The 24,704-nt window shown below is 70.0% G+C and carries 20 protein-coding genes and 1 pseudogene; 4 read left to right on the forward strand and 17 right to left on the reverse strand.

What is annotated here, in order from left to right; all coding sequences use genetic code 11:
• Positions 1 to 587, reverse strand: a 587-nt coding sequence (locus tag VBO01S_RS03925; RefSeq protein ID WP_157627273.1) for an MFS transporter, incomplete at its 3' end; no start/stop codon positions are given.
• 111 nt (positions 588 to 698) lie between these two features.
• On the opposite strand from VBO01S_RS03925, the gene VBO01S_RS03930 reads away from it, so the two are divergent.
• Positions 699 to 1,637: a LysR family transcriptional regulator gene (locus VBO01S_RS03930; RefSeq protein WP_062470795.1), complete on the forward strand. Its 939-nt coding sequence runs from the start codon at positions 699 to 701 to the stop codon at positions 1,635 to 1,637.
• Positions 1,638 to 1,655: 18 nt separating this feature from the next.
• Here the strand turns inward: VBO01S_RS03930 and VBO01S_RS03935 are convergent, their stop codons facing one another.
• The 3 genes from VBO01S_RS03935 to VBO01S_RS03945 all read right to left on the reverse strand — a co-directional run bounded on the left by VBO01S_RS03935 (position 1,656) and on the right by VBO01S_RS03945 (position 4,087).
• On the reverse strand, positions 1,656 to 2,288 hold the full coding sequence (locus VBO01S_RS03935) for a TetR family transcriptional regulator C-terminal domain-containing protein (RefSeq protein WP_062470962.1): 633 nt from the start codon (positions 2,286 to 2,288) through the stop codon (positions 1,656 to 1,658).
• A 292-nt stretch (positions 2,289 to 2,580) separates the two neighbouring features.
• Entirely contained in the window at positions 2,581 to 3,426 is an 846-nt protein-coding gene (locus tag VBO01S_RS03940; RefSeq protein WP_062470798.1) for a PhzF family phenazine biosynthesis protein, read from the reverse strand.
• Between the two features lie 31 nt (positions 3,427 to 3,457).
• Complete coding sequence (locus VBO01S_RS03945) at positions 3,458 to 4,087, reverse strand: LysE family translocator (protein ID WP_062470801.1); 630 nt, start codon at positions 4,085 to 4,087, stop codon at positions 3,458 to 3,460.
• 124 nt (positions 4,088 to 4,211) lie between these two features.
• Here VBO01S_RS03945 and VBO01S_RS03950 point away from each other — a divergent pair, with 124 nt between their 5' ends.
• Positions 4,212 to 5,558 carry an aminotransferase-like domain-containing protein gene (locus tag VBO01S_RS03950; RefSeq protein WP_062470804.1) on the forward strand — a complete coding sequence of 449 codons (1,347 nt, stop codon included), beginning with the start codon at positions 4,212 to 4,214 and terminating at the stop codon, positions 5,556 to 5,558.
• Between the two features lie 13 nt (positions 5,559 to 5,571).
• On the opposite strand, the gene VBO01S_RS03955 is transcribed toward VBO01S_RS03950, so the two are convergent.
• Positions 5,572 to 7,119 (reverse strand): amidase, encoded by a 1,548-nt coding sequence (locus tag VBO01S_RS03955; protein WP_062470807.1) that lies wholly within the window; start codon positions 7,117 to 7,119, stop codon positions 5,572 to 5,574.
• 21 nt (positions 7,120 to 7,140) lie between these two features.
• The gene (locus tag VBO01S_RS03960) at positions 7,141 to 8,145 is read right to left on the reverse strand and encodes a Bug family tripartite tricarboxylate transporter substrate binding protein (RefSeq protein WP_062470810.1); all 1,005 of its coding nucleotides are present in this window, start codon (positions 8,143 to 8,145) and stop codon (positions 7,141 to 7,143) included.
• Between the two features lie 187 nt (positions 8,146 to 8,332).
• Here VBO01S_RS03960 and VBO01S_RS03965 point away from each other — a divergent pair, with 187 nt between their 5' ends.
• Positions 8,333 to 9,238 (forward strand): LysR family transcriptional regulator, encoded by a 906-nt coding sequence (locus tag VBO01S_RS03965; protein ID WP_062470965.1) that lies wholly within the window; start codon positions 8,333 to 8,335, stop codon positions 9,236 to 9,238.
• Between the two features lie 21 nt (positions 9,239 to 9,259).
• Here VBO01S_RS03965 and VBO01S_RS03970 read toward each other — a convergent pair whose 3' ends face one another.
• The 4 genes from VBO01S_RS03970 to VBO01S_RS03985 all read right to left on the reverse strand — a co-directional run bounded on the left by VBO01S_RS03970 (position 9,260) and on the right by VBO01S_RS03985 (position 13,369).
• Positions 9,260 to 10,282 carry a Bug family tripartite tricarboxylate transporter substrate binding protein gene (locus tag VBO01S_RS03970; RefSeq protein ID WP_062470813.1) on the reverse strand — a complete coding sequence of 341 codons (1,023 nt, stop codon included), beginning with the start codon at positions 10,280 to 10,282 and terminating at the stop codon, positions 9,260 to 9,262.
• A gap of 85 nt (positions 10,283 to 10,367) precedes the next feature.
• The gene (locus VBO01S_RS03975; protein ID WP_062470816.1) at positions 10,368 to 11,051 is read right to left on the reverse strand and encodes a hypothetical protein; all 684 of its coding nucleotides are present in this window, start codon (positions 11,049 to 11,051) and stop codon (positions 10,368 to 10,370) included.
• A gap of 118 nt (positions 11,052 to 11,169) precedes the next feature.
• Positions 11,170 to 12,018, reverse strand: coding sequence for an acid phosphatase (locus tag VBO01S_RS03980; protein ID WP_157627274.1), 849 nt, complete (start codon positions 12,016 to 12,018; stop codon positions 11,170 to 11,172).
• A 22-nt stretch (positions 12,019 to 12,040) separates the two neighbouring features.
• On the reverse strand, positions 12,041 to 13,369 hold the full coding sequence (locus tag VBO01S_RS03985; RefSeq protein ID WP_062470822.1) for a porin: 1,329 nt from the start codon (positions 13,367 to 13,369) through the stop codon (positions 12,041 to 12,043).
• 423 nt (positions 13,370 to 13,792) lie between these two features.
• Between VBO01S_RS03985 and VBO01S_RS03990 the strand changes: the two genes are divergently transcribed.
• Positions 13,793 to 14,521, forward strand: a complete 729-nt coding sequence (locus VBO01S_RS03990; protein WP_082817968.1) for a Crp/Fnr family transcriptional regulator — start codon at positions 13,793 to 13,795, stop codon at positions 14,519 to 14,521.
• A gap of 13 nt (positions 14,522 to 14,534) precedes the next feature.
• Here VBO01S_RS03990 and VBO01S_RS03995 read toward each other — a convergent pair whose 3' ends face one another.
• The 7 genes and pseudogenes from VBO01S_RS03995 to VBO01S_RS04020 all read right to left on the reverse strand — a co-directional run bounded on the left by VBO01S_RS03995 (position 14,535) and on the right by VBO01S_RS04020 (position 24,511).
• A complete protein-coding gene (locus VBO01S_RS03995) occupies positions 14,535 to 15,581 on the reverse strand; it encodes an AraC family transcriptional regulator (protein WP_169805019.1) in 1,047 nt (348 codons plus the stop codon).
• A 21-nt stretch (positions 15,582 to 15,602) separates the two neighbouring features.
• Positions 15,603 to 16,598: a Bug family tripartite tricarboxylate transporter substrate binding protein gene (locus VBO01S_RS04000; protein WP_062470831.1), complete on the reverse strand. Its 996-nt coding sequence runs from the start codon at positions 16,596 to 16,598 to the stop codon at positions 15,603 to 15,605.
• Between the two features lie 53 nt (positions 16,599 to 16,651).
• Positions 16,652 to 17,983 carry a DUF1254 domain-containing protein gene (locus VBO01S_RS04005; protein WP_255221041.1) on the reverse strand — a complete coding sequence of 444 codons (1,332 nt, stop codon included), beginning with the start codon at positions 17,981 to 17,983 and terminating at the stop codon, positions 16,652 to 16,654.
• A complete protein-coding gene (locus VBO01S_RS04010; RefSeq protein WP_062470834.1) occupies positions 17,980 to 20,340 on the reverse strand; it encodes an arylsulfatase in 2,361 nt (786 codons plus the stop codon). The genes VBO01S_RS04005 and VBO01S_RS04010 overlap by 4 nt, the downstream gene beginning before the upstream one ends.
• Before the next feature lie 57 nt (positions 20,341 to 20,397).
• Positions 20,398 to 21,381 carry a Bug family tripartite tricarboxylate transporter substrate binding protein gene (locus VBO01S_RS04015; protein ID WP_062470837.1) on the reverse strand — a complete coding sequence of 328 codons (984 nt, stop codon included), beginning with the start codon at positions 21,379 to 21,381 and terminating at the stop codon, positions 20,398 to 20,400.
• Between the two features lie 244 nt (positions 21,382 to 21,625).
• Positions 21,626 to 21,790 (reverse strand): annotated as a pseudogene (locus VBO01S_RS31635) (acyl-CoA dehydrogenase family protein); the annotation flags it as partial.
• Positions 21,791 to 21,799: 9 nt separating this feature from the next.
• Positions 21,800 to 24,511, reverse strand: a complete 2,712-nt coding sequence (locus VBO01S_RS04020; protein ID WP_169805020.1) for an FAD-dependent oxidoreductase — start codon at positions 24,509 to 24,511, stop codon at positions 21,800 to 21,802.
• Between the last annotated feature and the right edge of the window lie 193 nt (positions 24,512 to 24,704).

Raw genomic sequence — 24,704 nt, forward strand, 5'->3', positions numbered from 1 at the left:
GGCAGCCCGCGCCAGGCCGCGGCGCCGATGAGCGCGATGCTGGCCGCGGCCGCGATGAACATCGCGCGCCAGCCGAAGTGCTCGGCCACGAAGCCGCTCACCACGCGCGACAGCAGGATGCCCAGCAGCAACCCCGTCATCACCGTGCCGACCGTCTTGCCGCGCGTGGCGTCGGGCGCCAGCGTGGCGGCGGCGGGCACGAGGTCCTGCGCCATCGTGGCTGCCAGCCCGATCGCGAGGCTGGACGCCAGCAGCACGCCGATCGACGGTGCCGCGCCGGCCACCAGCAGTGCGGCGCACAGCGCCCCTGCCTTGACCAGCACGATGCGGCGCCGGTCGAAGCGGTCGCCCAGCGGCGCCAGCAGCAGGATGCCCAGCGCATAGCCCAGTTGCGTGAGCGTGGGAATGAAGCCCACCGCACGGGTGGAGGCGCCGATGTCGGCGCCCAGCACCCCAAGCATCGGCTGGGCGTAGTAGAGCGAGGCCACCGACAGGCCCGCGCCGGCGGCCAGCAGCAGGATCAGCGAGGCCGGCAGGCCGTGCCCCGGCGCGGCAGCCGGTGCATGCGTGGTTTGAATGGAAGACATGGTGTTAACCCTCGATTATCGAAGCAAGGGTTGGAATGTGCCCGCTGGGGGCTTGGCTTGGTAGTCCCGTGGATCGCACAATGCCCATACGCCAAACGCATAAATGAGGCCATGTCCACGTCCCCTGCTGTCGACCGCATCGAGCTGATGCAGACCTTTCTTCACATCGTCGAGACCGGCAGCCTGTCGGCCGCCGCGCTCCAGATGGGCGCGACCCAGCCCACCGTGAGCCGTCGCCTGCAGGCGCTGGAGCGCTCGCTGGGCGTGCGGTTGCTGCGTCGCTCCACGCACGCCATGAAGCTCACGGAGGATGGCGAGCGCTGCTACGAGCGCGCCAGAGAGCTGATCGCCGACTGGCACGCCTTCGAGGCCGACCTGCGCGGCGTCGGCGACGAACCCGAGGGCACGCTGCGCGTGGTGGCGCCGCATGCGCTGGGCCAGCTGCTGCTGGTCGGTCCGCTGGCCGAGTACCTGCGCGCCTATCCGCGCGTGTCCGTCGAATGGCTGTTGAACGACCGCCGGCCCGACTTCATCGCCGAAGGCGTCGACTGCGCGATCCAGGTCGGCGAGATGACCGACGCGATGGCCGTGGCGGTCAAGGTCTCGGAGGTTCCGCGCGTGGTGGTCGCCGCGCCCTCGCTGCTGGAGGGACGCCCGCCGCCCGCGCACGCGGCGGAACTGGCCGAGCTGCCGTGGCTCGCGCTGCGCACCTTCTATCGCAACGAGGTGCTGCTCACGCACCGCCCGACCGGCGAGATCGCGCGCGTGCCGATCCGTCCACGCATGAGCACCGACAGCCTCTATGCGCTGCAAAGCGCGGCGCGCATGGGACTGGGCGCCTGCCTGGGTTCGGCCTGGCTGCTGAACGAGGACATCGCCGCCGGACGGCTGGTGCAGCTCGTGCCGCAATGGCATGTCGCGCCGCTGCCCGTCTACCTGACCTACCCGCACGCGCGCTTCCAGCCGGCGCGCCTGCGCCGCTTCATCGAGATGATGCGGCTTGCGTTGGCCGACCCGACGGGCCAGGTCTGGGAGGCCCGCGTGGGCTGAGCGAGGGCGGCGCGGAACTCAGGCCTTGATGCCGCAGCCGCCCAGGACGAACGCCACCAGTTCCCGCGCGATCGGTTCGCGGTCGATCGGCGCTTCGGGTGGCAGGCCGAGCATCACGCGCGTCTGGATCGCGTAGTCGGCGTAGCTCTGGGTCATGGCCCAGATGTGCATCAGCAGCAGGCGCGCATCGAGCGGGCGCATCTGCCCGCGCGCGATCCAGCCGTTGATGATGTCGACCTTCTTCTGCGTCCACGCCTGCGCGTTGGGCCAGTAGCGGTCGAGGTTGCGTCCGCCGTCGAGCACCTCGCGCGTGAAGATGCGCGAGATCTCCGGGTTGTCGAACGCGTGGTCGAGCTTCTTGCGGATGTAGTCGCCCAGCACCGTGGCCGGGTCGCTGGCGTCCTCGAACGAGAACACCACCTTCCACGCATGCAGCACCTGCATCAGCAGCTCTTCGTAGAGCTCTTCCTTGCCGGCGATGTAGTAGTGCAGCTGGGGCTTGGTGAGGCCGGCGCGCGCGGCGATGGCCTGGGTGGAGGTGCCCTTCAGGCCGTGCAGGCTGAACTCGGTCACCGCCGCCGTGCGGATGGCCGCCATGATGCGTTCGCGTCCCGGCCTCGCGCGCGACAGCGGGCCGTCGGGGGCGGGCATTTCTTGGGCGATGGCAGGGGGCACGGGGGCGGTGGCGACGGTCATGGGCGTGGGAGGCGCGGCGTGCGCCCGGCCGATGGTAATCCTTGGCCCGTGGCCCTTTCTTGCGATGAGTGCGCCTGCGCCTTTCTCGATGGGCGATGAAAGGTGACAGCGGTCGGCATCGAGGCGTTTCCCTGAGCTACTTTTTTTCTTCCCCTTGCCTCTACCAGCGCCGAACCGCTGTCGAAAAGTAGTGTGCGCAACGCAGGTGAAGTCAGAGTGAAGTCTGTGCAGGCCTTGCGTGAACGGATCAGAGATCGTCCAGTTCGCCCTTGACGTGCGTGCGCGTGTCGCCGCCGACCCAGACCTGGCCGGCGTCGTCGCGGGTCAGGTGGATGCGGCCCTGCCGGCCCAGGCGTGTGCCCTGCGCGGCGACATAGTCGTCTCGTGCCACGCCCGTGGCGAAGAGCCACTGCGCGAGCGAGGCATTGAGGCTGCCCGTGACGGGGTCTTCGACGATGGCGCCCAGATGGTCGGTGAAGAAGGCGCGCACTTCGAAGGCCGCGTCACCGCCCTTGGCGTGAGGGCCGACCACGCCGACGTCGATGCGCGTGGGCCAGCGGCGGGCCGGCTCCAGAGACAGCACCTTGTCTGCCGACGCCAGCCGGATCCCCAGCCAGCCGGGACCGTTGTCGATCCAGGCCGCGTCCTCGATGTCGTCGGCTTCGATGCCCAGCAGCCGCCGTGCGTCCTCGAGTTCGGCCGGGGTCGGCGCGCCCGAGCGGATCAGCGGCGGCGCGGCGAACGCAAGCCGTCCCTGGTCGCGCCGGATCTGGACCAGCCCCGCGCCGCACTCCTGCGTGATCACCGTGGCGTGCCGGGGCGCGCCCGGGCCCGACAGCCAGGTGTGGCAGCTGCCGAGCGTGGGGTGTCCTGCAAAAGGCATCTCCCGGTCCAGGGTGAAGATCCTCACGCGGTAGTCCGCCTCCGGGTGCGTGGGTGCGAAGACAAACGCGGTTTCCGAGAGGTTGAACCAGCGCGTCAGCTGCTGCATGTCGTGCGTGGCGAGCGCGTCGGCGCCGGTGACGACCGCCAGCGGATTGCCCGAGAGCGGGCCGGCGCCGAAGACGTCGACCATGTGGACGGTGATGCTCATGCGTTCGGTCTTTCGCCGGGATTCATTGGATTCAGTTCTGCGAGACCAGCAGCTTGAGCCCCGCGGCCGCAAACACCGCCGAGAGCACGCCTTCGATCCAGCGTCGCAGCCTCGCATACAGCGCAATCATCGAGGCGGTCGAAAAGACGATGGCGTAGCCGCCGAACACCATGATGCCGAGAAGTACGCAGCCGCCCACGATCGCCGGCAACCCGCCGGCGGGTGTGTCCTGGCGCACGCCGAGCGAGATGATCGCGATCCACGACATGATGGCCTTCGGGTTGCCGATGTGCATGAGCACGCCCTGGCGGTAGAGGGTGCGGTAGCGCAACGCGCCGCGTTCCGCGCTGCCCTTCATCGCGTCGGCGCCAGGTCGCATGGCGGACCGGCCCGCGCGAAAGGCCAGGTACAGCAGGTAGAGGCCGCCGGCGATCTTGAGCACGACAAGCGCCTGCGCATACGCGGTCAGGACCGCGGAAACGCCGGTCGCCGCCAGGATCGCCCAGAAGAGCGAGCCCGTGACAACGCCGGCCGCAAGCGCGAGCGCGGGGCGACGGCCGTCACGCATCGCGGTGCCCATGATGGCCATGTTGCTCGGCCCCGGACTGGCAGTGGCGATGAGGTACGTCCCGTAGACGAGTGCGATCTGGCTGACGGCCATGCGGGTGCTCCAAAACCAAGAGATGTCTTCGGCGGCCTGCCTTCCGGAGGCCGAGAAGTGAAAGTTACACTATTGAGATATTCAAAAAGTGTCACATGACACTTTTATTTGCGAGGCCGCGCACGTGCTCCTTCGATCCTCCTGGACGCCCCGTCTGGCAAGCAACGGCACGAATGCCACCGAGCGGGTGGTGCTGGCCCTGGCCGACGACATCGTCGAGGGGCGGCTCGCGGGCGGCGATCGCCTGCCTGCGCATCGGGACCTGGCGAAGACGCTGCAGATCGGCCTGGGCACCGTGACGAAGGCCTATGCCATCCTGGAGCGCAGGGGCCTCACGCGCAGCGTCAAGGGCCGCGGAACCTTCGTGGCGATCCACCAGGCGCACGGCGACCGGCAGATCGACCTGTCGTCGAACGCGCCGCCGGCCGCGCTCGGTGCGCGCGTGCTGGCGCGAACGTTGACGGGCATCGCGCGCAAGATCGACGCGGATCACTTCAATCTGTACGCGCCACCCGGCGGGCACCTGGAACATCGCCGCGTTCTCGCTCGCTGGCTCGAAACGATCGGCCTGGCCGTCGATCCGTCGCAGCTGGTGCTGACCAGCAGCGCACGCCAGGCGCTGTCGCTGGCTTTCGACCTGGTGTGCGGGCGGCAAGGCGTGCTGCTGACCGAACGGATCACCTATCCCGGCGCCCTCGCGCTGGCCCGGCGCAAGGGGTGTCGCATCCAGGGCGTCGAGATGGATGCGGAAGGGATGGTGCCGCAGGCGCTCGCACAGGCGCTCGACGGCGCGGCGCCCGCCGGTGGCACGGCGGTCTACCTCACCCCGACGCTGCACAACCCGACGACGGCCACGATGAGCGCGAAGCGACGGCGCGCCATCGTGGCGGTGTGCCGCCGCGCGGGCGCCTGGATCATCGAAGACGGCGTGTACGCGGCGGCCTCCGACGGATTGCCCCAGCTGGCCACATTGGCGCCCGACATCGCGTTGCATGTGAACGGGCTCTCCAAGTCGCTCGGCCCGGGATTGCAGGTCGGCGTGCTGGCACTGCCGCCCGAGCTGTGCGGCCCGGCGCAGGCGCTTCTGCAGGACGTGCCCATGGCGCCATCGGCGTTCTCCTGCGCGGTGGTCGATGAATGGCTGGCCACCGGCGTGGTCGCCTCGGTCCAGCGCGATCTGCGCCACGAGGCCCGGCGGCGTTCCAGGCTGGCCGTCTCGCTGCTCGGTGCGAGCGAACTGGTCTGGCATCCCGATGCCTACAACGTCTGGCTGCCGATGCGGCGCGATGCGGCCGAGGGCGTCGTGGCCGCGGCGGCGCAAGCCGGCGTGAAGCTCACCCCGCCGCAGACCCTGATGGCGAACCCGAAGGACAAGGCGAGCGGTCTGCGGATCTGCCTGGGCGGCCCCGGCTTCGACGAGCTGACCGGGGCCCTGGCGCTTCTGGCCACCTTGCTGAAGCGAAGCGCCTGACGCGGCGCGGACCTCAGACGACCGGTGCCGGGGCGCCGTCGGTGGGCACGCTGGCGTGCCGGTCGTCGGGCGGCGCGGTCACGATCGAGTCGAGGGCCGGCTCGGCCTTGCGAAGGCGTGCGAGATCGGGCCGCGGCCGGCGCAGCCGCGGGTCGGGCGCGAAGGCCTGTTCCATCGCCTGCGCGGCCGACAGCAGCGCGAGGTCGCCGCGAAAGCGCCCCACCACCTGCAGGCCGAAGGGCATGCCGTGCTCGTCGGTGCCGCACGGCAGGCTGATCGCAGGGTGGGTGGTCAGCGTCACGACGTAGGTCAGTGCGAGCCAGCGGTAGTAGTTCTCCTGCGGGCGACCGTCGATCTGCAGCGCGTGCGACTGCGTCCAGGCAAAGGGCGATACCGGCGTCGTGGGCGAGAGCACGAGATCGTAGTTCTCGAACACCTTCTGGAAGCGCTGGAGGATGCGCGTCTGTTCCGTCTGCGCCCAGGCCGCGTCGGGCAGGCTCATGCGTGCGCCCATCTCGTAGTTGCTGCGCGGGTTCGGGCCCAGGCTCTCGGGGGCGCGTTCGTAGGCTTCGCGCATGCCGGCGACGAAGGCCTCCGCGCGCAGCACGTCGAAGCAACGGTGCACCTCGCCCAGGTCGAAGCGCACCTCGTCGCAAGCCGCAAAGAGCCCGCGCATGGTGGCCATGCGGTCGTGCATCGTCCGGCGGATCGACGGGTCGACATCGCACAGGCCGAAGTCGGTGGTCCAGGCCACGCGCAGGCGCGACAGGTCCAGCGGCGCGGGCCGCGCGAAGGCTGCTGCATCCAGCGGATAGCTCAAGGGATCGCCCGGATGCGGGCCCGCCGTGGCCGCGAGCTGGAGGCAGGCGTCGGCCACATCGCGTCCCATCGGACCGACCACCGAGATCGGCGACCAGCCCAGGCTCTTGCGCACGCTGGGCACGATGCCCGGCGACGGCCGCAGGCCCACCACGCCGCACTTGGCGGCCGGGATGCGCAGCGAGCCGCCGGTGTCCGAGCCGGTGCACACCGGCAGCATGTCCAGCGCCAGGGCCGCGGCCGAACCGCCCGAAGAACCGCCGGCGTTGAGGTTGGGGTCGAAGGGATTGCCCGTGGCCCCCCAGACCGGATTGCGGCTGTTGGCGCCGGCGCCCATCTCGGGCACGTTGGTCTTGCCCACCACGATCGCGCCGGCGGCGCGCAGGCGGCGCACCAGCTCGATGTCGTTCGACGGCACATGGTTGCGCAAGGCGGGCGTACCCATGGTGGACAGCAGTCCCGCCGTCGGCTCGAGGTCCTTCACGCCCAGTGGCAGGCCGTGCAGCAGGCCCAGCGGCTCGCCGCTCTTCACGGCCCGCTCCGCGGCGCGGGCCTCGGCGCGGGCGCGCTCGTAGCAGGTGGCGGTCACGGCGTTGACGAAGGGGTTGAGCTGCTCGATGCGCGCGATGCAGGCCTCGAGCAGTTCGACCGGCGAGAGGGCGCGCGTGCCGATCAGCCGTCGCAGCTCCACGGCGGAGAGTTCGACGAGTTCGGAGGAGGAAGAAGAGGAAGCTTGGGTCATGGCTTTCGGAATGTGCCGCACTCAGTCGGCCTGGATGTTGGCGCGACGGGCGACGGCGCGCATGAGCGGAAGTTCGCGTTCGATCTGCGCGAGCGAGGCGGCGGCGCCGGCGAAGGCCGGCTCCGCGCCCTGGGCCTGCAGGGCCGCCTGGGCCTGGGGCGTGGCGACGATCCTGGCGAGCGTCTTCTCCAGCCGCTCGCGCACCGGCGCGGGAGTGCCCTTGGGCGCGACGACCATGATCCAGGTGTCGGCATCGACCTCGGGGTAGCCCGCTTCGGCGAAGGTCGGGACCTGCGGCAGCTGCGAGGAGCGCTGCCGGGTGGTCACGGCGATCGCCTTGACCTTGCCGCCCTTGAGCTGCGGAATGGCGGCGGTGACGGTGTCCACCGAGAACGGCACCTGGCCGCCGATCAGGTCCGTCATGGCCGGTGCGCTGCCCCGGTAGGGCACGTGCATGATCTTCGCGCCCACCGCCTGCAGAATGATCTCGCCGGTGAAGTGCGAGGACGTGCCCGTGCCGAAGGACGCGTACGAGTACTTGTCGGGCGCCGCGCGCACCGCGCTGGCGAACTCCTTGACGTTGCCGATGGGCACGTTCTTGTTGGCCAGCAGGATCAGCGGAATGCGCGCGACGATCGCGACCGGCTCGAAGCTGCCCAGGGCGTCGTAGGGCAGGTTCGGGCGGATGGCCGGGTTCATGGTGAGGGTCGAGCCCGAGCCGAGCAGCAGCGTGTAGCCGTCGGGCGATGCCTTGGCCACGAACGCGGCGCCGACCGCCGTGCCGGCACCGGGGCGGTTGTCGATGAGCACCGGCTGCCCCAGTTCCTCCGACAGGCGCTGGCCGACCAGGCGCCCCACCGTGTCCGCGCTGCCGCCGGGCGGGTACGGCACCACCAGCGTGACGGGGCGCGTCGGGTAGGCCGGTTGTGCCATCGCGGGCAGGGCCGTGCCGAGGCATGCGGCCAGGCCCGCGAGGACGGCACAGCACCAGCGCCGCTGCGGCGCTTGCGAACGGGGAGCGTTCATTGACAGGGTCCTTCCGTAGAGCGAAGAGAAGAGGGGGAGGGGAAATGCTGGGGCACGCCCTGCGGTGTAGCAAGCACAATGATTGGAAGGTTGCGTTGCTGCTGGCGCAACGCAGACCACGCCGATGAAACCTCCCACTTCCAAGTCTCCCGCCCCGGCTCGCACCGGGGCGCGCACCGAACGCCCGATCAACCAGCGCGTGCTCCAGGAGGAGTCGATGCGCTACTTCTTGGAGGTGGCGCGCGTCGGTTCGGTCACCGAGGCGGCCGTGCGGCTGAACGTGGCGCCGTCGGCCGTGAGCCGACAGATCGGCCGCATCGAGCGCGAGCTCGACACCCTCCTGTTCGAGCGCCGCGCCCGCGGCATGGCGCTCAACTCAGCCGGCGAGCTGCTGGCGGCGCACGCGCGCCGGGCCTGGCTCGACATCGAGCGCGTGACCGACGACATCCTCGCGTTGCGCGGCCTGCGCAAGGGCGAGGTGCGCGTGGCCGCGACCGAGGGCTTCGCCTACGAGTTCCTGCCGGCCCTGGTGGCTGCGTTCCAGGCGCGCTGTCCCGGCATCCGCTTCTCGCTCGACATGTGCGTGCAGCGCGAGGTGGCGCGCCGCGTGCGCGAAGGCCTGGTCGACCTCGGCGTGACGGTGAGCCTGGGCTCGGAGCACGGCCTGGACGTCGAGATCCGGCACCCCTCGCCCGTGTGCGCGGTCATGGCGCCTTCGCATCCACTGGCCGAGCGGCGGCAGGTGTCGCTGGCGCAGGTGGTTCACTACCCGCTCGCGCTGCCGGCCCCCACATCGACGCTGCGCCAGCTGCTTAACATCAGCTGCGCCCGCCAGCGCCTGCCGCTCGAGGCGGCACTGACCAGCGACCACCTCTATCCACTGGTGCACTACGCGGCGCACGGCCAGGCCGTGACCTTCTGCGGCGAGCTCGCGCTGCGCCAGCAGCTCGAGAACGGCACGATCGTGGCGCGCGCCTTGCGCGACCGCGAGATGAACGAGCGGCATTTCGAGGTGCAGAGCATGGCCGGCCGGCGCCTGCCCGATGCGGCGCGCGCTTTCGTCGAGCACCTGCGCGAGGTGCTCAGCGCCTGATGCGCGGCGCGGGGCCGAAGCTCAGTCGGCCGTGATGTTGTTCGCCTTCACGACGGCGCCCCACATCTTGTACTGGTCGCGGGTCATCGCGCCGAGCTGCTCGGGCGAGCCGCCACCGGGCTCGTCCCCGCGATCGACGATGCTCTTGACCACGGTCGGCTCCTTCAGCGCCGCGTTCATGGCGCTGTTGGCCTTCTTCACGACCTCGGGGCTCAACCCGGGCGGCCCGTACAGGCCGATGAAGGAGATGATGCTGAAGTCCTTGATGCCGCTTTCCGCGGCGGTGGGCACGTTCGGCAGCATCGGCGAACGCTTGTCGCTGGTCACCAGCAGGGGCCGCAGCTGGCCCGACTTCACGAACGGGGCGACGACGGAGGTGGCGTCGAACATGGCGTCGAGGCGGCCGGCCATCAGGTCAACCATCGCCGGGCTGCTGCCCTTGTAGGGCACATGGTTCATCGCCGGGTTGCCCAGGCGCTCGCGCAGCAGTTCCATGGTGACGTGGATCAGCGAGCCTGCGCCCCCCGTTCCGTAGTCGATGCCCTTGCCGCTCTTGGCACGCGACTTCACCTCTTCGGCGAACTGCGCGTAGGTCTTGATCGGCGACGTGGCGGGCACCACCAGCACCAGCGGCGACTGCAGCATGATGCCGATGGGGGTCATCTTTTGCGGATCGACGATGCCGAGCTTGGTGTACACGTGCGGCATGATCGTCATCGAGCCGTTGCCCACCAGCAGCTTGTGGCCGTCCGGCGGCGCCTTCATCAGTTCAACCGACGCGATGTTGCCGTTCACGCCGGCCTTGTTGTCGATGACCACGGGCTGGCCGAGCGCGCCCTGCATGCCGTTCGTCAGCACGCGGCCGGCGAAGTCGGTCTGCCCACCGGGCGGGAAGCCGATCAGCAGCGTGACCGATTTGCTGGGCCAGGCCGTCTGTGCCCACGCGGGGCTTGCCCCGAAGGCGCCCAGGCCGAGTGCCGCGGCACCCAGGCAAAGAAGCAGGCGGCGCGGCGCTGCACGAAGGGGCTGGGTGGCTTGGATCATGAAGTCCTCCGATGGGTCGTCTGTGGCAAATCGCAGCGCGCCCGCCCGTGGATCGACGCACGGGCCGGGGCGCCGCCCTGCGGGCTCAGTTCACGGCGAAGCAGTACATCAGGCCGGCACTGCCGCTTTGCTTGAGCTGATCGACGCTGCAGCCCCGCGTGCCGTGTGACGCGTTCCACGAGGCGTTGGCGACCGGGTCGGGGTTGGTGCCCTTCTTGTCGTGGTGGCCGACGATGGCCGAGCCGTCGACGCTGCGCGTCCAGTTGCTGCAGGTGGTGTCCTTGCCGGCGGCGGCCGGTGCGAGCGTGCCGTCGGGGCGCGAGCCGGTGAGGATGTCGTGCCGGTTGACCGGGTCGCCGAAGCCCGAGACCACCTCGCCCTTCTCGGTCAGCGAGGTGTCCTTGCCGAGCTTGGCGTTCGCGCTGTGCAGGTCGGCCACGCTGGTGGCCACGACCACGCCCTTGGCGTTGCGCCACGGCCCGGCGCCGATGCGGTCGCGTGCGTTGACGGCCGGCTGGCCGCCCGCTTCGGCGGCGCTCAGGTAGGCACGCCAGGTCTTGCCGCCCGCACCGGCGCTCGCGGCCAGCGCCTGGCACTGGCGGTCGGCGCCGGCCAGGCCGCCGAGGTCACCGCCCTTGCCAGGGTTGGCACTCGTGATGAAGAAGCTCATCGGGTTGGCGTCCTTGCCCGAAGACATGGCGCCGCATGCAGCGAGGAGCGCGACCGCCGAGGCCGCGGCACCCCATGACAGAACGGAACGATGGCGCATGCGAGGTCTCCTTGGAGTGGTTGGAGTTGGCGAGGCTACCCGCTTCGCACACGCAGCGTTCCCCTCGACAACCCGCACACACGCTGGCCGTGGGCGAGGTGGTCGAGGGGGCGCGTGCTCAGGGCGTCAGCACCGCGGAGCCCGCGATCGCATTCGCCTCGGCCGCGCAGTCGGCCGCGGGCGGGGCGCTGTCCGGGCGGCTGCGTGCCTGCGCGATCTCGTTCTTCGCCGCGCTCATCTGCGCCGTGAACACCGGGTTGGCATGCAGCCGGCCCACGGTCGCCGCGCCGATCAGGCGTCCCGCTTCGATGTCGCTGCGCCAGTGCACGCCGCAGATGCCGCGGCTTTGCGCGAAGGCGCGGCCGCGCTGCAGCAGCGCATCCGCGCGCTCCGGCGCGAGCTCCGTCAGCACCAGGGCCCAGGCCCAGCCCAGCGCCGAGTGCCCGGAGGGGTAGGAGCCGTCCTTGGCCAGGTGCGCTTCTTCCTTCGGCGTGCAGCTGGCGGCCTTCAGCGCCACGAAGGGCCGCGTGCGCTGGTACTTCTCCTTGGCCTTGTAGGTGGCGCCGCCGGCATCGGCCAGCGTGCGCCGCAGCAGCATGTTCAGGTGCGGCGTCTGCTGCTCGGAAATGCGCACGCCCAGCGCGCAGGAGAAGGTGGAGGCCGCCTCCGGAAAGCGCAGGTTGGCATCGCGCACCGCGAGCGCGCCGCGCGGCGAACCCTGCAGCGCGGTGAGGCTGCGGAACGCAGCGACGTCGGCCGCCAGCGCGGCCGAGTTCGCCTCGGGCGGCGGTGGCAGCAGCGCCAGGCTGTCGGGCATCTCGGCCGAGGCCAGGTAGCCCTTGAGATAGCCCGATCCCGGGCGTGTTTCGCCGACGTCGGCCGCCGAGGTGGTCGGCGCGGGCGGCGTGGCGCAGCCGCCCGCGAGCAGGGCCGCGATGAGCAGCGGCGACAGGTGTTTCAAAGCCATGGGTACCTCTTTTCGCATGCGCTCAGAACGCGTGGCGGATGCCGAAGTCGTAGCCCATCGACGAGCGCGGCGCCCAGCCCGCGGCCTGCGCGGTGCCGCCCGTGAGGTAGGCGGCCGAGCCGCCGGTGATGGCGCCCATCACGCCGGGGTTGTTCCAGCCGTCCTTGATGCGGATGCGCGACACCGAGGCATACAGCGCGGTGCGCTTGGACAGGTTGTGCACGTAGCCCAGCGAGATCTGGTTGGCCGTGGTGTCGCGGTTGCCGTTCAGGCCCCACAGCAGGCTGTTCAGGTCGGTCGCGGCCGGCGCGCCGTTCTTGTACTTCACCGACGCGTACGACGCGCGGATGAGGCCCGGGCCCACGGGCACGGTCACGCCCAGCATGTAGCCGTTGTACTTGTCCTTGCGCGTCGTGGTGTTCATGAACGGAACCGCCAGGCCCGGCAGGTTCTGCAGCGTGCCCGTCTCGTTCTTGTCCTGCACGCGCGAGACCTCGGCGAACAGCTTGGCGGGGCCGAAGTTGTACGACGCGCCCAGGTTCAGCGCGTTGATCTTGCGCTCCTGCGTGGCGGTCGCGATGCCCAGCGCGTTGAGCGTGGTGCTGTCGGCGGCCGTGCTCTGGCCGTAGGCCAGGGCCAGGTCGAGCGGCCCGCTGGCATAGCCCAGGCGACCACCCACGTAGCGGCCCTTGGCCGATGGCGTGCCGGGCTGGTCGCTGCGCTTGGTGTTCTCGTGCAGCGTGTACTGCAGCTGGCCGTAGACGCCGCCCAGGTTCGGCGGCAGGAAGTAGCCGATCGAGTTGCCGGTGCGGATGTAGTTGTCGGTCGCGGCCACCACGGAGCCGGGGCCGGCGATGGCGGCGATGCGGCTGTTGATGTTGGCGATGAGGTTGGTGCCCACGCCGTTGGTGCCGAAGGGATCGAAGACGGTGTCGTTCCAGAAGGTCGCGGCGTAGTCGCGGCCCAGGCGCAGTTCGCCGAACGGGCCCGACAGGCTCATCGTCGAGCGGCGGTTGAAGTTGGTGATGCCCTTGGCGCCGTCGTCGTTGGTGATGCCCGACTCCAGCCAGAAGCTCGCCGCCAGGCCGCCACCCAGGTCTTCCGTGCCGCGAAAGCCGATGCGGCTGCCCGCATAGCCCGAGTTCGACAGCGCGGTCTGGCTCGTCTTGGCACTGCCGCCCGCGGCGTTCGCGGGCGGCAGCGCGAAGGGGTTGGGGCTGTGGTACGTGCTCTTGGACGTGTAGCGGCTGATGCCGACGTCGACGATGCCGAACACGGTCACGGACGATTGCGCCGATGCAGTACCGGCAGTCGCGAGAAGGGCCAGTGCGGCCAGGGAGTGATGTTTCATGGCAGGTCTTGCTTTGCTTGCTTCTTCAGGGATGAACGAGTCCGCTGGTGCGCATCGCTGCGTTCCAGGGCTCGGGTGTTCCGAAGGGCGGATGCCCTTCGGGGACTTCGGGAAAAAGGGGTGCGGCCTCTAGCCGCGCACGCAGGGCGTGTGGCCGCGCATCACGGCATTCGCATCGCGTCGCGCGAGCCGCGCATGCTGCGCAGGGGTCTCGTCGTTCGCGCATCGCGTCGCATGCGCGACGCAAGAAGCCGGATCAACGAACGCGCCGCGGTGCTGCGAAACAGCGGCAGGCGTGCAGGCAGGGAACGTGCATGTCTCACTTAGGGAGTTCCTCGTTGTTCTTTGATTGGCCGGTCCTATGATAGGAATCGCTGCTCTTCGAATCCGTCAACCAGGCAACAGTTTTTGCTGAGTCATCCCATGGAATACCCGCAACCCGTATCGCAGAGCACAAGGGAAGAGATCGAGCACGGGCTGAGCACGTGCGCGGTGTTTCTCGATTGGCCGAAAGACCGGCTGCGCGAGTTGGCGAACGCCGCGCGCGCCAGGCACTACCGGCGCCGCACGCCGCTCGTGAGCCGCGGCAACCACCAGCGGGAGGTGTTCGTGATCGTGTCGGGCTCGATCGAGATCGCGGCCACCAACGCGGCCGGCGACAAGTACATCCTCTCGGTGCTCGGGGCCGGCCAGATCACGCGCATGGTGCATCTCATCGACGACATGCAGCCCATCTTCGCCTTCGATGCGCGCGCCGATTCGCACATCATCCACATCCCCGGTGCCGCCATGCGGCGCATCCTCGATGCGGAGCCGGTGCTGTGGCGCAGCATCGCCCAGACCATGCTGCGGCGCTATCGCATGAGCGCCGAGATCCTGCAGGACCAGGTGCTGGGCTCGGTGCGCCGGCGCACGGCGATCACGCTGCTCAACATGGTGTATCGCTACGGGGACGCGAGCGGCGCGCCGTGCGACACCGAGCTGCGCGTGTCGCAGACCGACCTGGCGAACATGCTGGGCGTGTCGCGCCAGACCGTCGGCAAGGAACTGGCGCAGTTCAAGGACGAGGGCGTGCTCGGCTGCAACGAGGGCTACCGCCTGGTCACCGTGGTCGACCTGCCCCGACTGCACCGCATCGCCGCGGAAGACTGAGCCGAGGCCTCACTCAGCACGGCGCGCAGGCCAGGCGGTAGGCGTGCGGGCTGGTGCCGGTCCAGCGCACGAAGGCGTGCCTGAAGTTCGCGGCCTCGCTGTAGCCCAGGCGCTCCGCGATCTCCTCGGTGGTCATGCGGGTCTTGCGCAGGTACTCGATGGCCAGCCGCAGGCGCACCTCGTTGAGGATCGACCGGTACGTGGTGCCGTGCGTGGCGAGCCGTCGCCGCAGCGTGCGCGGCTCCAGCGCGAGTGTGCGGGCCATCGACTCGATGCTCGGAAAACGCCACGGCATCTGCTCCACCAGCGTGCGCCGCACCGCCGCAGCGATGCCGCCGGCATGCGCGAGCCCGGCCACGAATTGCTGGCAGCTCTCACTGGCCATGGCGTGCGTGAGCGGATCGTGCAGGCGCGGCGCGCGCGTGCACCAGGCCTCGTCGAACTGCAGCGCGTTGTCGGGCTGGCCGAACTGCACGGGGCACTGGAACCACGCCTCCCAGACGCCCGCGCCGTGCTCGGGCGCGGGGCAGGCCAGGCGCAGGCCCGTGAAGCCGAAGCCATCGCCGTACAGGTCGCGTGCCAGCGTCAGGTGGGCCGCGAAGGTGAAGGCCAGCGCAAAGCGGTAGAGCGGATCGCGCGGGTCGGGCGACACCAGCACCTCGAAGCTGCAGGTGCCGGGCGCGCGCGCGGGGTCGTGGTGCATGTCGGCCAGCGGCCCGATGGTGCGGCGGTAGGTGATGGCGAACTCGATCAACGCGCTGAAGGTGGGGCTGCTCTGCAGCGCATAGCCCCACATGCCGTAGGCCGTGAGGTGCATGCGCGCGCCCGCACGCAGCGCCACCGTGGGGTTGCGTGCCAGCGCGAGCGCATTGCGCAGCACGGTGACCGTCTGCGCATACGACACGCGCGTGCCGGGCGCGCGCAGCTCGGCTTCGTCCAGGTCGCTGCCGGCCAATGCCTGTGCGGCGGGGATGCCGTCCGAGGCCAGCGTGGCGACGACCGCGGCGATGCGCTGCGGTGTGTACACCCGGGGTTCGAAATCGGGAGGCGGGTGATGCACGGGTCTCGGCCGGCGGCGCAATCAGTCCAGCGTGACGCCCGTGGCCCGCGTGAGTTTCAGCGACACGGGCAGGAACGCCTTGTACGCCGCCGAGGCTTCGGCCGGCGTGTTGCCGATGGGCTCGGCGCCCATGTCCTCGATGCGGCGCTGCACCTCGGGCTGCTTCACCACTGCGGCGACTTCGCGGCTCAGCTTCTCGACGATGGCATCGGGCGTCTTGGCGGGCACCAGCAGCGAGGTGGGCGCCATGAGCATGAACATGTCGTCCTTGTAGCCCTGCTCGGCGAAGGTGGGCACCGTGGGGGCGGCCTTGGCGCGCTGCGCGCCGGGCACGGCGATGGCGCGCAGCTTGCCGGCCGCGACGTAGGGCTGGAAGGTGCTGATGGAACCCACGGTCATCTGGATCACGCCGCTGAGCAGGTCGACCGCCATCGGGCTCTCACCCTTGTAGGCCGCGTGCAGGGTCTGGGTGCCGTAGGTCTTGTCCATGAAGACCTGCATCTGGTGCGGCTGCACGCCGGGGCCCCAGGAGCCCATCGCGTACTTGCCGGGCGCCTTGCGCACGGCCTCGACGAGGCCCTTGAAGTCCTGTGCCGGCACGGAAGGGTGCACGACCATGATCGTGCGCGTGCTCGCGATGTCCGACACATGGCGCAGGTCGGTGCGCGGGTCGTAGGGCAGCTTCTTGTAGAGCGCGAGGTTCGCGGCGATCGGGCCCGGCACCGACAGCAGCACGGTGTAGCCGTCGGGCGCGCTCTTGGCCACGTAGTCGGTGCCGATGATGCCGCCGGCGCCGCTGCGGTTCTCCACCAGCACGGGCTGCTTCAGCCGCTTGGCGAGCCCGTCGCCCACCAGCCGCGCGAGCGCGTCGGCCGAGCCGCCGGCCTGGTACTGGACGATGATGCGGATCGGCTTGCTCGGGTAGTCGGCCTGCGCCAGGGCAGCACCGGCCGCCAGGTGGAGTCCGACGAAGCACAGGCCGGGCGCGCGCAGCGCGCGGTAGCTGAAACGGTTCATGAAGGTGAGTGCCTTTCGGGTGGGGGACGGTGCTGTCGATGCGGTCGGTTCGGTCAGGGCAGGCGCTTTAGCGCAGGCGGTGCCCAGCGCCCGTCGAGCACCGGCGCCTGCGGCACGTACAGGCGCAGGTTCATGCTGAAGGGCCCGGCGGGCGCGGGCAGCCAGTTCGGGGCCTTGGCCGGGCCCGGCGACGCGTGCTGGATGTACAGGTCCAGCGAACCGTCGGCGTTGAAGGCGAGCGCGTCGCGGTCGCCGATGGCGTAGCGGTTCAGCGCGTTGTCGACGAAGAACTGGTCGGGGCCGTACAGCGTCAGCGACCAGAACGCATCGGCCGGCGGCAGCTCGTGCGCATCGAAGTGCAGCACGTAGCGCGCAGTGCCCGACAGCGGCTGGCCTTCGCTGTCGCAGACCGAGCGCGGGTACATCGCCTCTTCGCGCGGCAGGGCACCCAGGCCTGCGTAGGCGACGAAGGCGCGCGCCAGGTAGTCGTTGCCGTAGACGCCCACGTTGCTGCCGAGGCTCCAGCCGTTGCGCACCATGCGCATCGCCGGTGCGCGCTCGAGCATGCGCCGGTAGGCATCGGGCGCGGCACGCTCGAGGGCGCGTTGCACGGCCTCGGGGGCTTCGGCCAGTGCGAAGCCGCGGCCGGGGACCAGGCCGATGCGCTCCATGCGCAGCAGCAGCGCACCGTCGGTGGCATGCGGCGGGTTGCGCTGGAGCAGTTCGGCGAAGAGCGCGAAGAAGTCGCCGGCGCCGAGCGCGGCCACCTGCTCGACGGGCGGGTGCATGTCCAGCGCTGCATCGACCCGTCCGGCGGGTGGGTCATGGGGCTTGCCCCAGGCCGACAGCGGCACGGCCTCGAAGCCGGCCTGCAGCGTGTGCACGTGGGCGTAGTCGGCCGCGCCGTTGGTCTGGATGCGCCCGACGATCCAGCCCACGTCCGTGGGGCTCACGATGGCGCGCACGCCCTCGGGCAGCGTGCCTTTCCAGCGCGGGCCAACGAGCGCGAAGTGGCCGCCGCTGTTGCCGTTGGTGCGCGTGCCCAGCGTGGCGAACACGTCGGTCCACAGGTCGTAGAACGGAATGACGTGGTAGCGATCGCCCATGTCCGGCAGCGTCAGCACCAGCGGCTCGTCGCCGACGTCGTACCAGATGTTGGAGTACAGCGTGTCGGCGTTGGGACGCACCACGTCCTTGAAGCCGGCGTCGGGGTAGGTGGGCACGTGCACGAAGCGGTTCATCGGCCCGCGCACGCGCGCGCCGTCGGGCTGCGCGACGTTGGTGGCGACGCGGCGCGTCAGCTCCATCACCACCATCGGATAGGCATAGGTGTAGGCCTCGATGCCGATGGCGTAGGCGTCTGCTTCAGTGATCAACGTGCTCACGACTGGGCCTCCGCATAGCGCAGCCAGACGTCGTGGATCTGCCCGTCGAAGCCGAACGGCGCACGGTCGAAGTACTCCGCCGCCACCGGCGAGCCCAGGTCGCAGCCGACGTCGAAGGTCTCGCAGGCCGAGAAGATGGCCGTCACCGTGACGCCGATGTCGCACGCCGCCACCTGCACGCCATCGACGCGCAGCACGGCGCGCGCGGGCCGCTGGGGCGCCGTGCCGTCGCTCATCGTGAACTCGACGTCGATCGCATGGCGTCCGGCGGCGATGCGCGCGGGCGAGCGCGCCTTGAAGCGGTACATGCCGAGCATGTTGTATTCGTAGGCCAGGTGGCCGTCGTCCAGGTACAGGCAGATGCCGCCGTTGAAGCCGCCCAGCGCGAACAGCACGCCGCTCGCGCGCTCGCCCAGCGTGGCGTCGACGGTGGCCATGTGGCTGCGTGTCTTGATGTTGGGCGCGCAGTTCTCGGGAATGCGCGTGATGTCGCCGCTGAAGTGCCACGAGGTATGCCGGGGCGCGATGCGGTGCTGCGGCTTGAGCGTCAGGTGGTAGATCGCGCCCAGTGGATAGACGTGGTTGATGCCCGCCTGCACGGCGAACATCTCCTTCATCTGCGCCAGCCTGGCCGGCTGCGCCTGCGCCAGGTCGTGCGCCTGCGCGTAGTCCTTCGCGACGTGGTACAGCTCCCAGACGTCGTTGTCCGGGTCCCAGGTGGCCAGCCCGGGCGCGGCGCCCGCGACCCACGGAATGCGCGGGCCGAACACGCCCGCGGTCCAGCCGTCGTGGTGCACCATGCGGCTGCCCGCCACCTCGAAGTACTGCACGCCCTTGCGGCCCTCGGCCAGCGGATGGGCGAAGGTGTAGGCCATCGAGATGCCGTCCAGCGAATCCTGCCGCACGCCGTTGAGCTCGATGGGCGGCGTGATGCCCAGGATGTCGTAGAGCGTGGGCGCGATGTCGTTGACGTGGTGGAACTGCGAGCGCGGCGTGGTGTCGGGTTGGATGCCGCGCGGCCACGACACGACCAGCGGCGTGCGCGTGCCGCCGAAGTGCGCGGCGATGAGCTTGGTGCTCTGGAACGGCGTGGAGCCGGCCCAGGCCCAGCCGGCGTGGTACATGTTGTCGGTCTTGCGGCCACCCAGTGCGTCGAGACCGCCCAGGCCTTCCAGCAGTTCGAGGTGCTGCGAGATCTTGGTGGAGATGCGGTTCTGCGCCAGCAGCTCGACCACGGTGCCGTTCTGTCCTTCGGCGCTGCCGCCGTTGTCGCTGAACACGAAGAACACCAGCGTGTTGTCGCGCAGCCCGAGCTGCTCCAGCTCGTCGACGACCTTGCCGATCTGCGCATCGGTGTGCTCCAGGAAGCCCGCGTAGACCTCCATCAGCCGGCGCTGGAACGGGCGCTCGGCCTCGGGAATGCTGTCCCAGCTGGCGAGGGTCTCGGGCCGGGGCGTGAGCTCGGCGGTCTCGGGGATCCAGCCCATCGCCTTCTGGCGTGCGAAGGCGCGTTCGCGGTAGGCGTCCCAGCCGTCGTCGAACCTGCCCTTGTACTTGTCGGTCCATTCCTTGAAGACGTGGTGCGGGCCGTGCACCGCGCCGGGCGCCCAGTACATCAGGAAGGGCTTGTCGGGCGTGATGGCGCGGTGGCGGCGCAGCCAGCCGCAGGCCTTGTCGGCCATGTCCTCGCTCAGGTGGTAGCCCTCGTCGCGCGGCGGCTCGATGAGCGTGGTGTTCTCGACCAGGCGCGGCTCGTACTGCGAGCTCTCGCCGCCCAGGAAGCCGTAGAAGTGGTTGAAGCCGTGGCCGGTGGGCCAGCGGTCGAAGGGGCCCATCTGCGTGGTCAGGTTGGCCGGCGTGTTGTGCCACTTGCCGAACGCGGCCGTGTTGTAGCCCCAGGCCCCGAGCACCTCGGCCAGGGTGCCGGCGCTCTTGGGAATGACGCCCACGTAGCCGTCCCAGTCGGTGGCGTATTCGGAGATGTGGCCGTAGCCCACGCGGTGCGCGTTGCGCCCCGTCAGCAGCGACGCGCGCGTGGGCGAGCACACGCCGCAGTTGTGGAAGGCGTTGTAGGTGATGCCGCTGCCGGCCAGCCGCGTCAGCGTGGGCGTGTGGATCTCGCCGCCGAAGGTGTCGGGGTGCGCGAAGCCGGCGTCGTCGAGCATCACGATCAGCACGTTCGGTGCGTCGTCGCGCAGGTGCGGCACCGCCTTGCGCCGCTCGTGCGTGGACTCCGACAGCTTGCGCCCCGCGATGCTGGCGCTGGGCGGCGCATCGAAGGGCAGGTGGCTGCCCTGGCCGGGCAGGGGGTTGAAGCCGCCGAGCGTGGCGGACGGGTTGGATTTTTCTTGTGTCATGGGGATGTTCTCCGGGACGCGCGGGGGCAGGGCCCCGGCGTCGTGGTGGATCGGGCGTCAGTCCAGCGTGACGCCGATGGACTTGACCAGGGCGCTCCAGTCCTGCAGGTCCTGGCGCAGGACTTCCTTGAACTGCTCGGGCGTGGGGCGCGGCAGGTCGGTGAAGTTGAGTTCGCGCAGGCGCTGGGTCACGGCCGGGTCCTGCAGGGCGCGGTAGATCTCTTCGTTCAGGCGCTTGACGATGGCGGGCGGCGTCTTGGCCGGCACGAAGAAGCCGTACCAGGTGTAGTTCTTGAACGGGAACCCGGCCTGCGTCATCGTGGGCACGTCGGGCAGCATCGGCAGGCGGTCGGGGCCGCTGTAGGCCAGGGCCTTGACCCGGCCGGCCTTCACCACCTCGATGGTGGAGGAGATGTCGGCGAAGCCGGCGTCCACCTGGCCGCCCATGAGGTCCTGCACGCAGGGGCTGCTGCCCTTGTAGGGCACGTGCAGCAGCGAGATGCCGGCCTGCTTCTTCAGGCTTTCCATCGTGAGGTGGCCGCCCGAGCCGTTGCCCCACGAGCAGTAGTTCAGCTTGTCGGGGTGGGCCTTGGCGTGGGCGACGAAGTCCTTGAGCGTGTTCGGCGGCAGGTCCTTGCGCACCAGCAGCAGGTTGCCGCCGCGGCCGACCTGCGCGACGGGCGCGAAGTCCTTGAGCGGCTCGTAGGGCAGCTTCTTGTAGAGCGCCGGGTTGATCACCATCGTGGCGGCGTAGGTGAACAGCACGCGCGTGCCGTCGGCCGGCCCCTTGGCGACGAAGTCGACGCCCAGGATGCCGTTGGCGCCGGCGCGGTTGTCGACGATCACGCTCTGCTTGAAGGCCTTGCCCAGCACGTCGGCGAACAGCCGCGCGATGAGGTCGGTGCCGCCAGCGGGCGGCGTGGGCACGACGATGGTCACCGTCTTGCCCGGGTAGCCGGCGCCGTCTTGCGCCGTGGCCGCGCCGGCGAGGGCGAGAAGGGCCAGCGCGGTGAGTGCCGGCCGCAGCAATGTCCTGTTCACGGAAATGTCTCCTTGGGAATGGGTCGCGCAGGCCCCGCGCCTCTGGGCGCGTCCCCCATGGCTATGGGGGTGGGACTGCGTCTCCATGCTAGGAAACAGCGGCCATCGATTCCGTCAACCAGCCGACAGATTCGCCGACACCGGCTCGGGGAATACCCTCTGGCTCAGCCGGAGGCGGGCTGCATGTCGACCGGCGAGGGCGCGCTGTCGTTCCGTGGTCGCGCGCACCCTCGACGCGGCGCTGTCATGCGCCGAGCTTGCGCGCGATCAGGTCCTTCATGATCTCGCTCGTGCCGCCGTAGATGCGCTGCACGCGCGCGTCGGCATACATGCGTGCGATCGGGTACTCGACCATGTAGCCGCAGTCGCCGAACCGCTGCAGGCATGCGTCCAGGACCTTGCCCTGCTGCGTGTAGGGCTAGGCCGCCAATGCCACCGAATGCTGCTGCCAGTCCCCACGCTCCAGCAAGGCGGTCATCGTGGAGACCGGCGCGTGCTCGCGCACGGCTGGAATGACCTCGTCCGCCTCGTCCGGCGATCCGACCAGCACCGCGCCGACAAGCCGGCCCTCGGCGACCACCAGCTTGCGATAGATGCCCTGCGCAGGCTCGGACTGCGTCAACTCGAATTCGCCGGGCCGCGCGGCGTGCACGGAGCCCGCGGAGCGGACGTCGATGCCCGAGACCTTCAACGCGGTCACCGGCACATGGCCGCGATAGACGCGCTTGCCGCCCAGCGCATTGACGGCCGCAATTTCTCCCTGCTCGGCAGCCACGGCCCACAGGGGGATCGAGTGGCCCTCGAACTCGGCCACATCGCCCGCGGCATAGACATGGGCGGCACTGGTGCGCATCTGTGCGTCGACGATGATGCCGCGGCCGAGCGCCAGGCCGGCCGACTGCGCGATGTCGACGTTGGCGCGCACGCCGGTGCACACCACGACCACGTCGGCGGGGAGCTGGCGTCCGTCCTTGAGCACGAGCCGCGCCACGCGGCCCTCGCTGCCCGGCTCCAGCCGCGCGGCGTCGGCACCGGTCATGACATGGATGCCCTGGGTTGCCAGGTGCGCTTCCAGCAAGGCGCTGGCCGGGGTGTCGATCTGCCGGTCCAGGATCTGGCCGCTGTTCGACAGCACCTGGACCTGCGCCCCGAGCTGCGCCAGCGCCTGCGCCGCTTCCAGGCCGAGCAAGCCGGCGCCCAGCACGACCGCGCAGGTGCCGTGGAAGCGCTGCATGTAGTCGCGGATCGCCATCGCATCGTCGGCATCGCGCAGCACAAAGCTGCCCTCGATGCCGTAGCCGTCGAGCGGCGGGACCCACGCCGAACTGCCCGAGCACAGGATGAGCCTGTCGTAGCCCAGCGTCTCCCGGGTCGCCAGCGTGAGCTCGCGACGCTGCGTGTCGACGCCCGACACATGCGTGTTGAGCCACGCGGTGACACGGTGCTCGGCATACCACTGCTCGGGCAGCAGGTGCAGGCCCTGGACACCCGTCGGCATGCTGATCAGCTTGGCAATGGCCATCCGGTTGTAGGCGTTGTGGTTCTCGCGGCCGATGAGGTGGATCTCGCAGTCGGGGTGGCGACGCCGCACATGGTCGGCCGCGGTCAGGCCGGCCACGCCGTTGCCCACGATCACGACGCGGCGGATCGACGCATCGAAGGGCACGACCTCGGGCTTGCGTGTCTCGCGCGCCGCTGGGGTCGCCTCCCGCTTCAGGTCGATGCGGATGGGCCCGGCATTGCGGATGCGCGCCATGCAGGCCAGGCGCGTGCCGTCGGCGCAGCCGAGCCGGGCCAGCGTCGCCCGCTCGTCGCTGCCGATGGGGGCGAGCCGCTCGCCGCCCGCCACGACGGCGATCGGGTCGGCGCCGCACACGCCGGAACGACAGCCGGCGTTGATGGGGGCGCCGCAGTCCTCGAGCGCTTCGAGCAGGGTCTGGCCCTTGCGGATGGGGGTCTTCGTGCCGGTGGGATCGATGCAGAGTTCGGCCGGCTGCGGGGACGCATCCGCCGGCGCGGCCGCAGCGGCCTCGTTCTCCGGCGGGGCTGCAACGGGCGCCTTGCGCGCGGCGTCGTTCAGGCCGCGGTGCAGCCGCATCGTCTCGATGACGATCGGCGCCAGCCGGGAGCCGTCCCGGACACCCTTGCGCAATTCACGGCGAAGGAACAGGCGCTCGACATGCAGCGACCGCGCGATCCACGTCAGGCTCGCGATGATCGTCAGGCCGCGCAGCGTGGCGACGACTTCGGGGGCGATGGCCATGCCGCTCAGGCTGCTCAAGGTGCTGACGACCAGCGGGGCGGTGAACCAGTAGTACAGCGAGAACGCGGCCGCCGCGAAGAGCACCGGCGACAGGTTGCGCGTCTTGCTGCCCAGCAATTCGATCAGGTTGAAGAGCGTCAGGCTGGCGGCCATGTAGACCAGCATCTGCATGACCGTGGAGACCGGGCCGATCTCGGCGGGCGAAGGCACGAGGTAGTAGCCGAGGATCAGGCCCGGAAAGACGCCTGCGAAGAAGCTGCGGAAGTTGCGGTAGGCCGGGTTCGGGTCGTACTGGTCGGCCAGGTACGCCGCGCCGGGGTTGAGGTCGTAGCAGTTCTTGGCGCAGCCCACGCACGGTTCGCAGTGCGTGTTGGCGATGCGGATGAACGGCGTCTGGCCGTACAGCCGCTGCACCGGCAGCAGGGGGCAGATGCTGCTGCACCAGCCGCTCTTGCCCTTGAACAGCAGGCCGCCGATGAGCGCCGCCCCCATGGCTGCCGCCAGCAGGCCGGCGGTGGCCATGCCGTTGCCGTTGAACAGCAGCTTGCGCGCGACGACCGCGCAGATCAGCAGGCCGATGCCGATCGGAAATGCCGCGCCCTGCGACAGGCGACGGCTCGTGAGTGCGCGCGTGATACCGAGCCTGCGGGGGATCTGGTTGATGGCGGCCAGCGGGCAGACGTTGCGCCACAGCCCGGGTGCCAGCATGAACACGAGCGGGAGTGACGGCACGATCAGCCCCCAGAACAAGGGCATCGCGGTGGCGGGCCGCAGCGCCAGCATGACAGCCAGGGCCAGGGCCGAGGCGATGCTCACCACGCGCAGCGCGCGCCACACCGCTTTCGGCACGATGGTCGGCAGCTGCATGAAATTGGCGAAAACGAGAGCGGGAGAGGGCTTGAACATGGTTCGGTGGTACCTGCGTGAGAAGGTGTCGCCATTCATGCCCCGGGGGGACGCTGCGACAGTGGTGGCGCCATCGGTGAGTGATGGGGCTCTGCGAGTGGTGCGATTCTGGCCAGTCGCACGTCTTAAGGTTGCTATCTTGTGTGCGGCACGC

The sequence above is a fragment of the Variovorax boronicumulans NBRC 103145 genome, from assembly GCF_001591345.1.
GTDB classification, from domain to species: domain Bacteria; phylum Pseudomonadota; class Gammaproteobacteria; order Burkholderiales; family Burkholderiaceae_C; genus Variovorax; species Variovorax boronicumulans.

What these genes read in the sequence shown, in the direction of transcription:
- VBO01S_RS03930 (WP_062470795.1), top strand. Translation starts at nt 699, where the DNA reads ATGTCCACGTCCCCTGCTGTCGACCGCATCGAGCTGATGCAGACCTTT.
- VBO01S_RS03935 (WP_062470962.1), bottom strand. Translation starts at nt 2,288, where the DNA reads ATGCCCGCCCCCGACGGCCCGCTGTCGCGCGCGAGGCCGGGACGCGAA.
- VBO01S_RS03940 (WP_062470798.1), bottom strand. Translation starts at nt 3,426, where the DNA reads ATGAGCATCACCGTCCACATGGTCGACGTCTTCGGCGCCGGCCCGCTC.
- VBO01S_RS03945 (WP_062470801.1), bottom strand. Translation starts at nt 4,087, where the DNA reads ATGGCCGTCAGCCAGATCGCACTCGTCTACGGGACGTACCTCATCGCC.
- VBO01S_RS03955 (WP_062470807.1), bottom strand. Translation starts at nt 7,119, where the DNA reads ATGACCCAAGCTTCCTCTTCTTCCTCCTCCGAACTCGTCGAACTCTCC.
- VBO01S_RS03960 (WP_062470810.1), bottom strand. Translation starts at nt 8,145, where the DNA reads ATGAACGCTCCCCGTTCGCAAGCGCCGCAGCGGCGCTGGTGCTGTGCC.
- VBO01S_RS03970 (WP_062470813.1), bottom strand. Translation starts at nt 10,282, where the DNA reads ATGATCCAAGCCACCCAGCCCCTTCGTGCAGCGCCGCGCCGCCTGCTT.
- VBO01S_RS03975 (WP_062470816.1), bottom strand. Translation starts at nt 11,051, where the DNA reads ATGCGCCATCGTTCCGTTCTGTCATGGGGTGCCGCGGCCTCGGCGGTC.
- VBO01S_RS03980 (WP_157627274.1), bottom strand. Translation starts at nt 12,018, where the DNA reads ATGGCTTTGAAACACCTGTCGCCGCTGCTCATCGCGGCCCTGCTCGCG.
- VBO01S_RS03985 (WP_062470822.1), bottom strand. Translation starts at nt 13,369, where the DNA reads ATGAAACATCACTCCCTGGCCGCACTGGCCCTTCTCGCGACTGCCGGT.
- VBO01S_RS03990 (WP_082817968.1), top strand. Translation starts at nt 13,793, where the DNA reads ATGGAATACCCGCAACCCGTATCGCAGAGCACAAGGGAAGAGATCGAG.
- VBO01S_RS04000 (WP_062470831.1), bottom strand. Translation starts at nt 16,598, where the DNA reads ATGAACCGTTTCAGCTACCGCGCGCTGCGCGCGCCCGGCCTGTGCTTC.
- VBO01S_RS04010 (WP_062470834.1), bottom strand. Translation starts at nt 20,340, where the DNA reads ATGACACAAGAAAAATCCAACCCGTCCGCCACGCTCGGCGGCTTCAAC.
- VBO01S_RS04020 (WP_169805020.1), bottom strand. Translation starts at nt 24,511, where the DNA reads ATGCAGCTGCCGACCATCGTGCCGAAAGCGGTGTGGCGCGCGCTGCGC.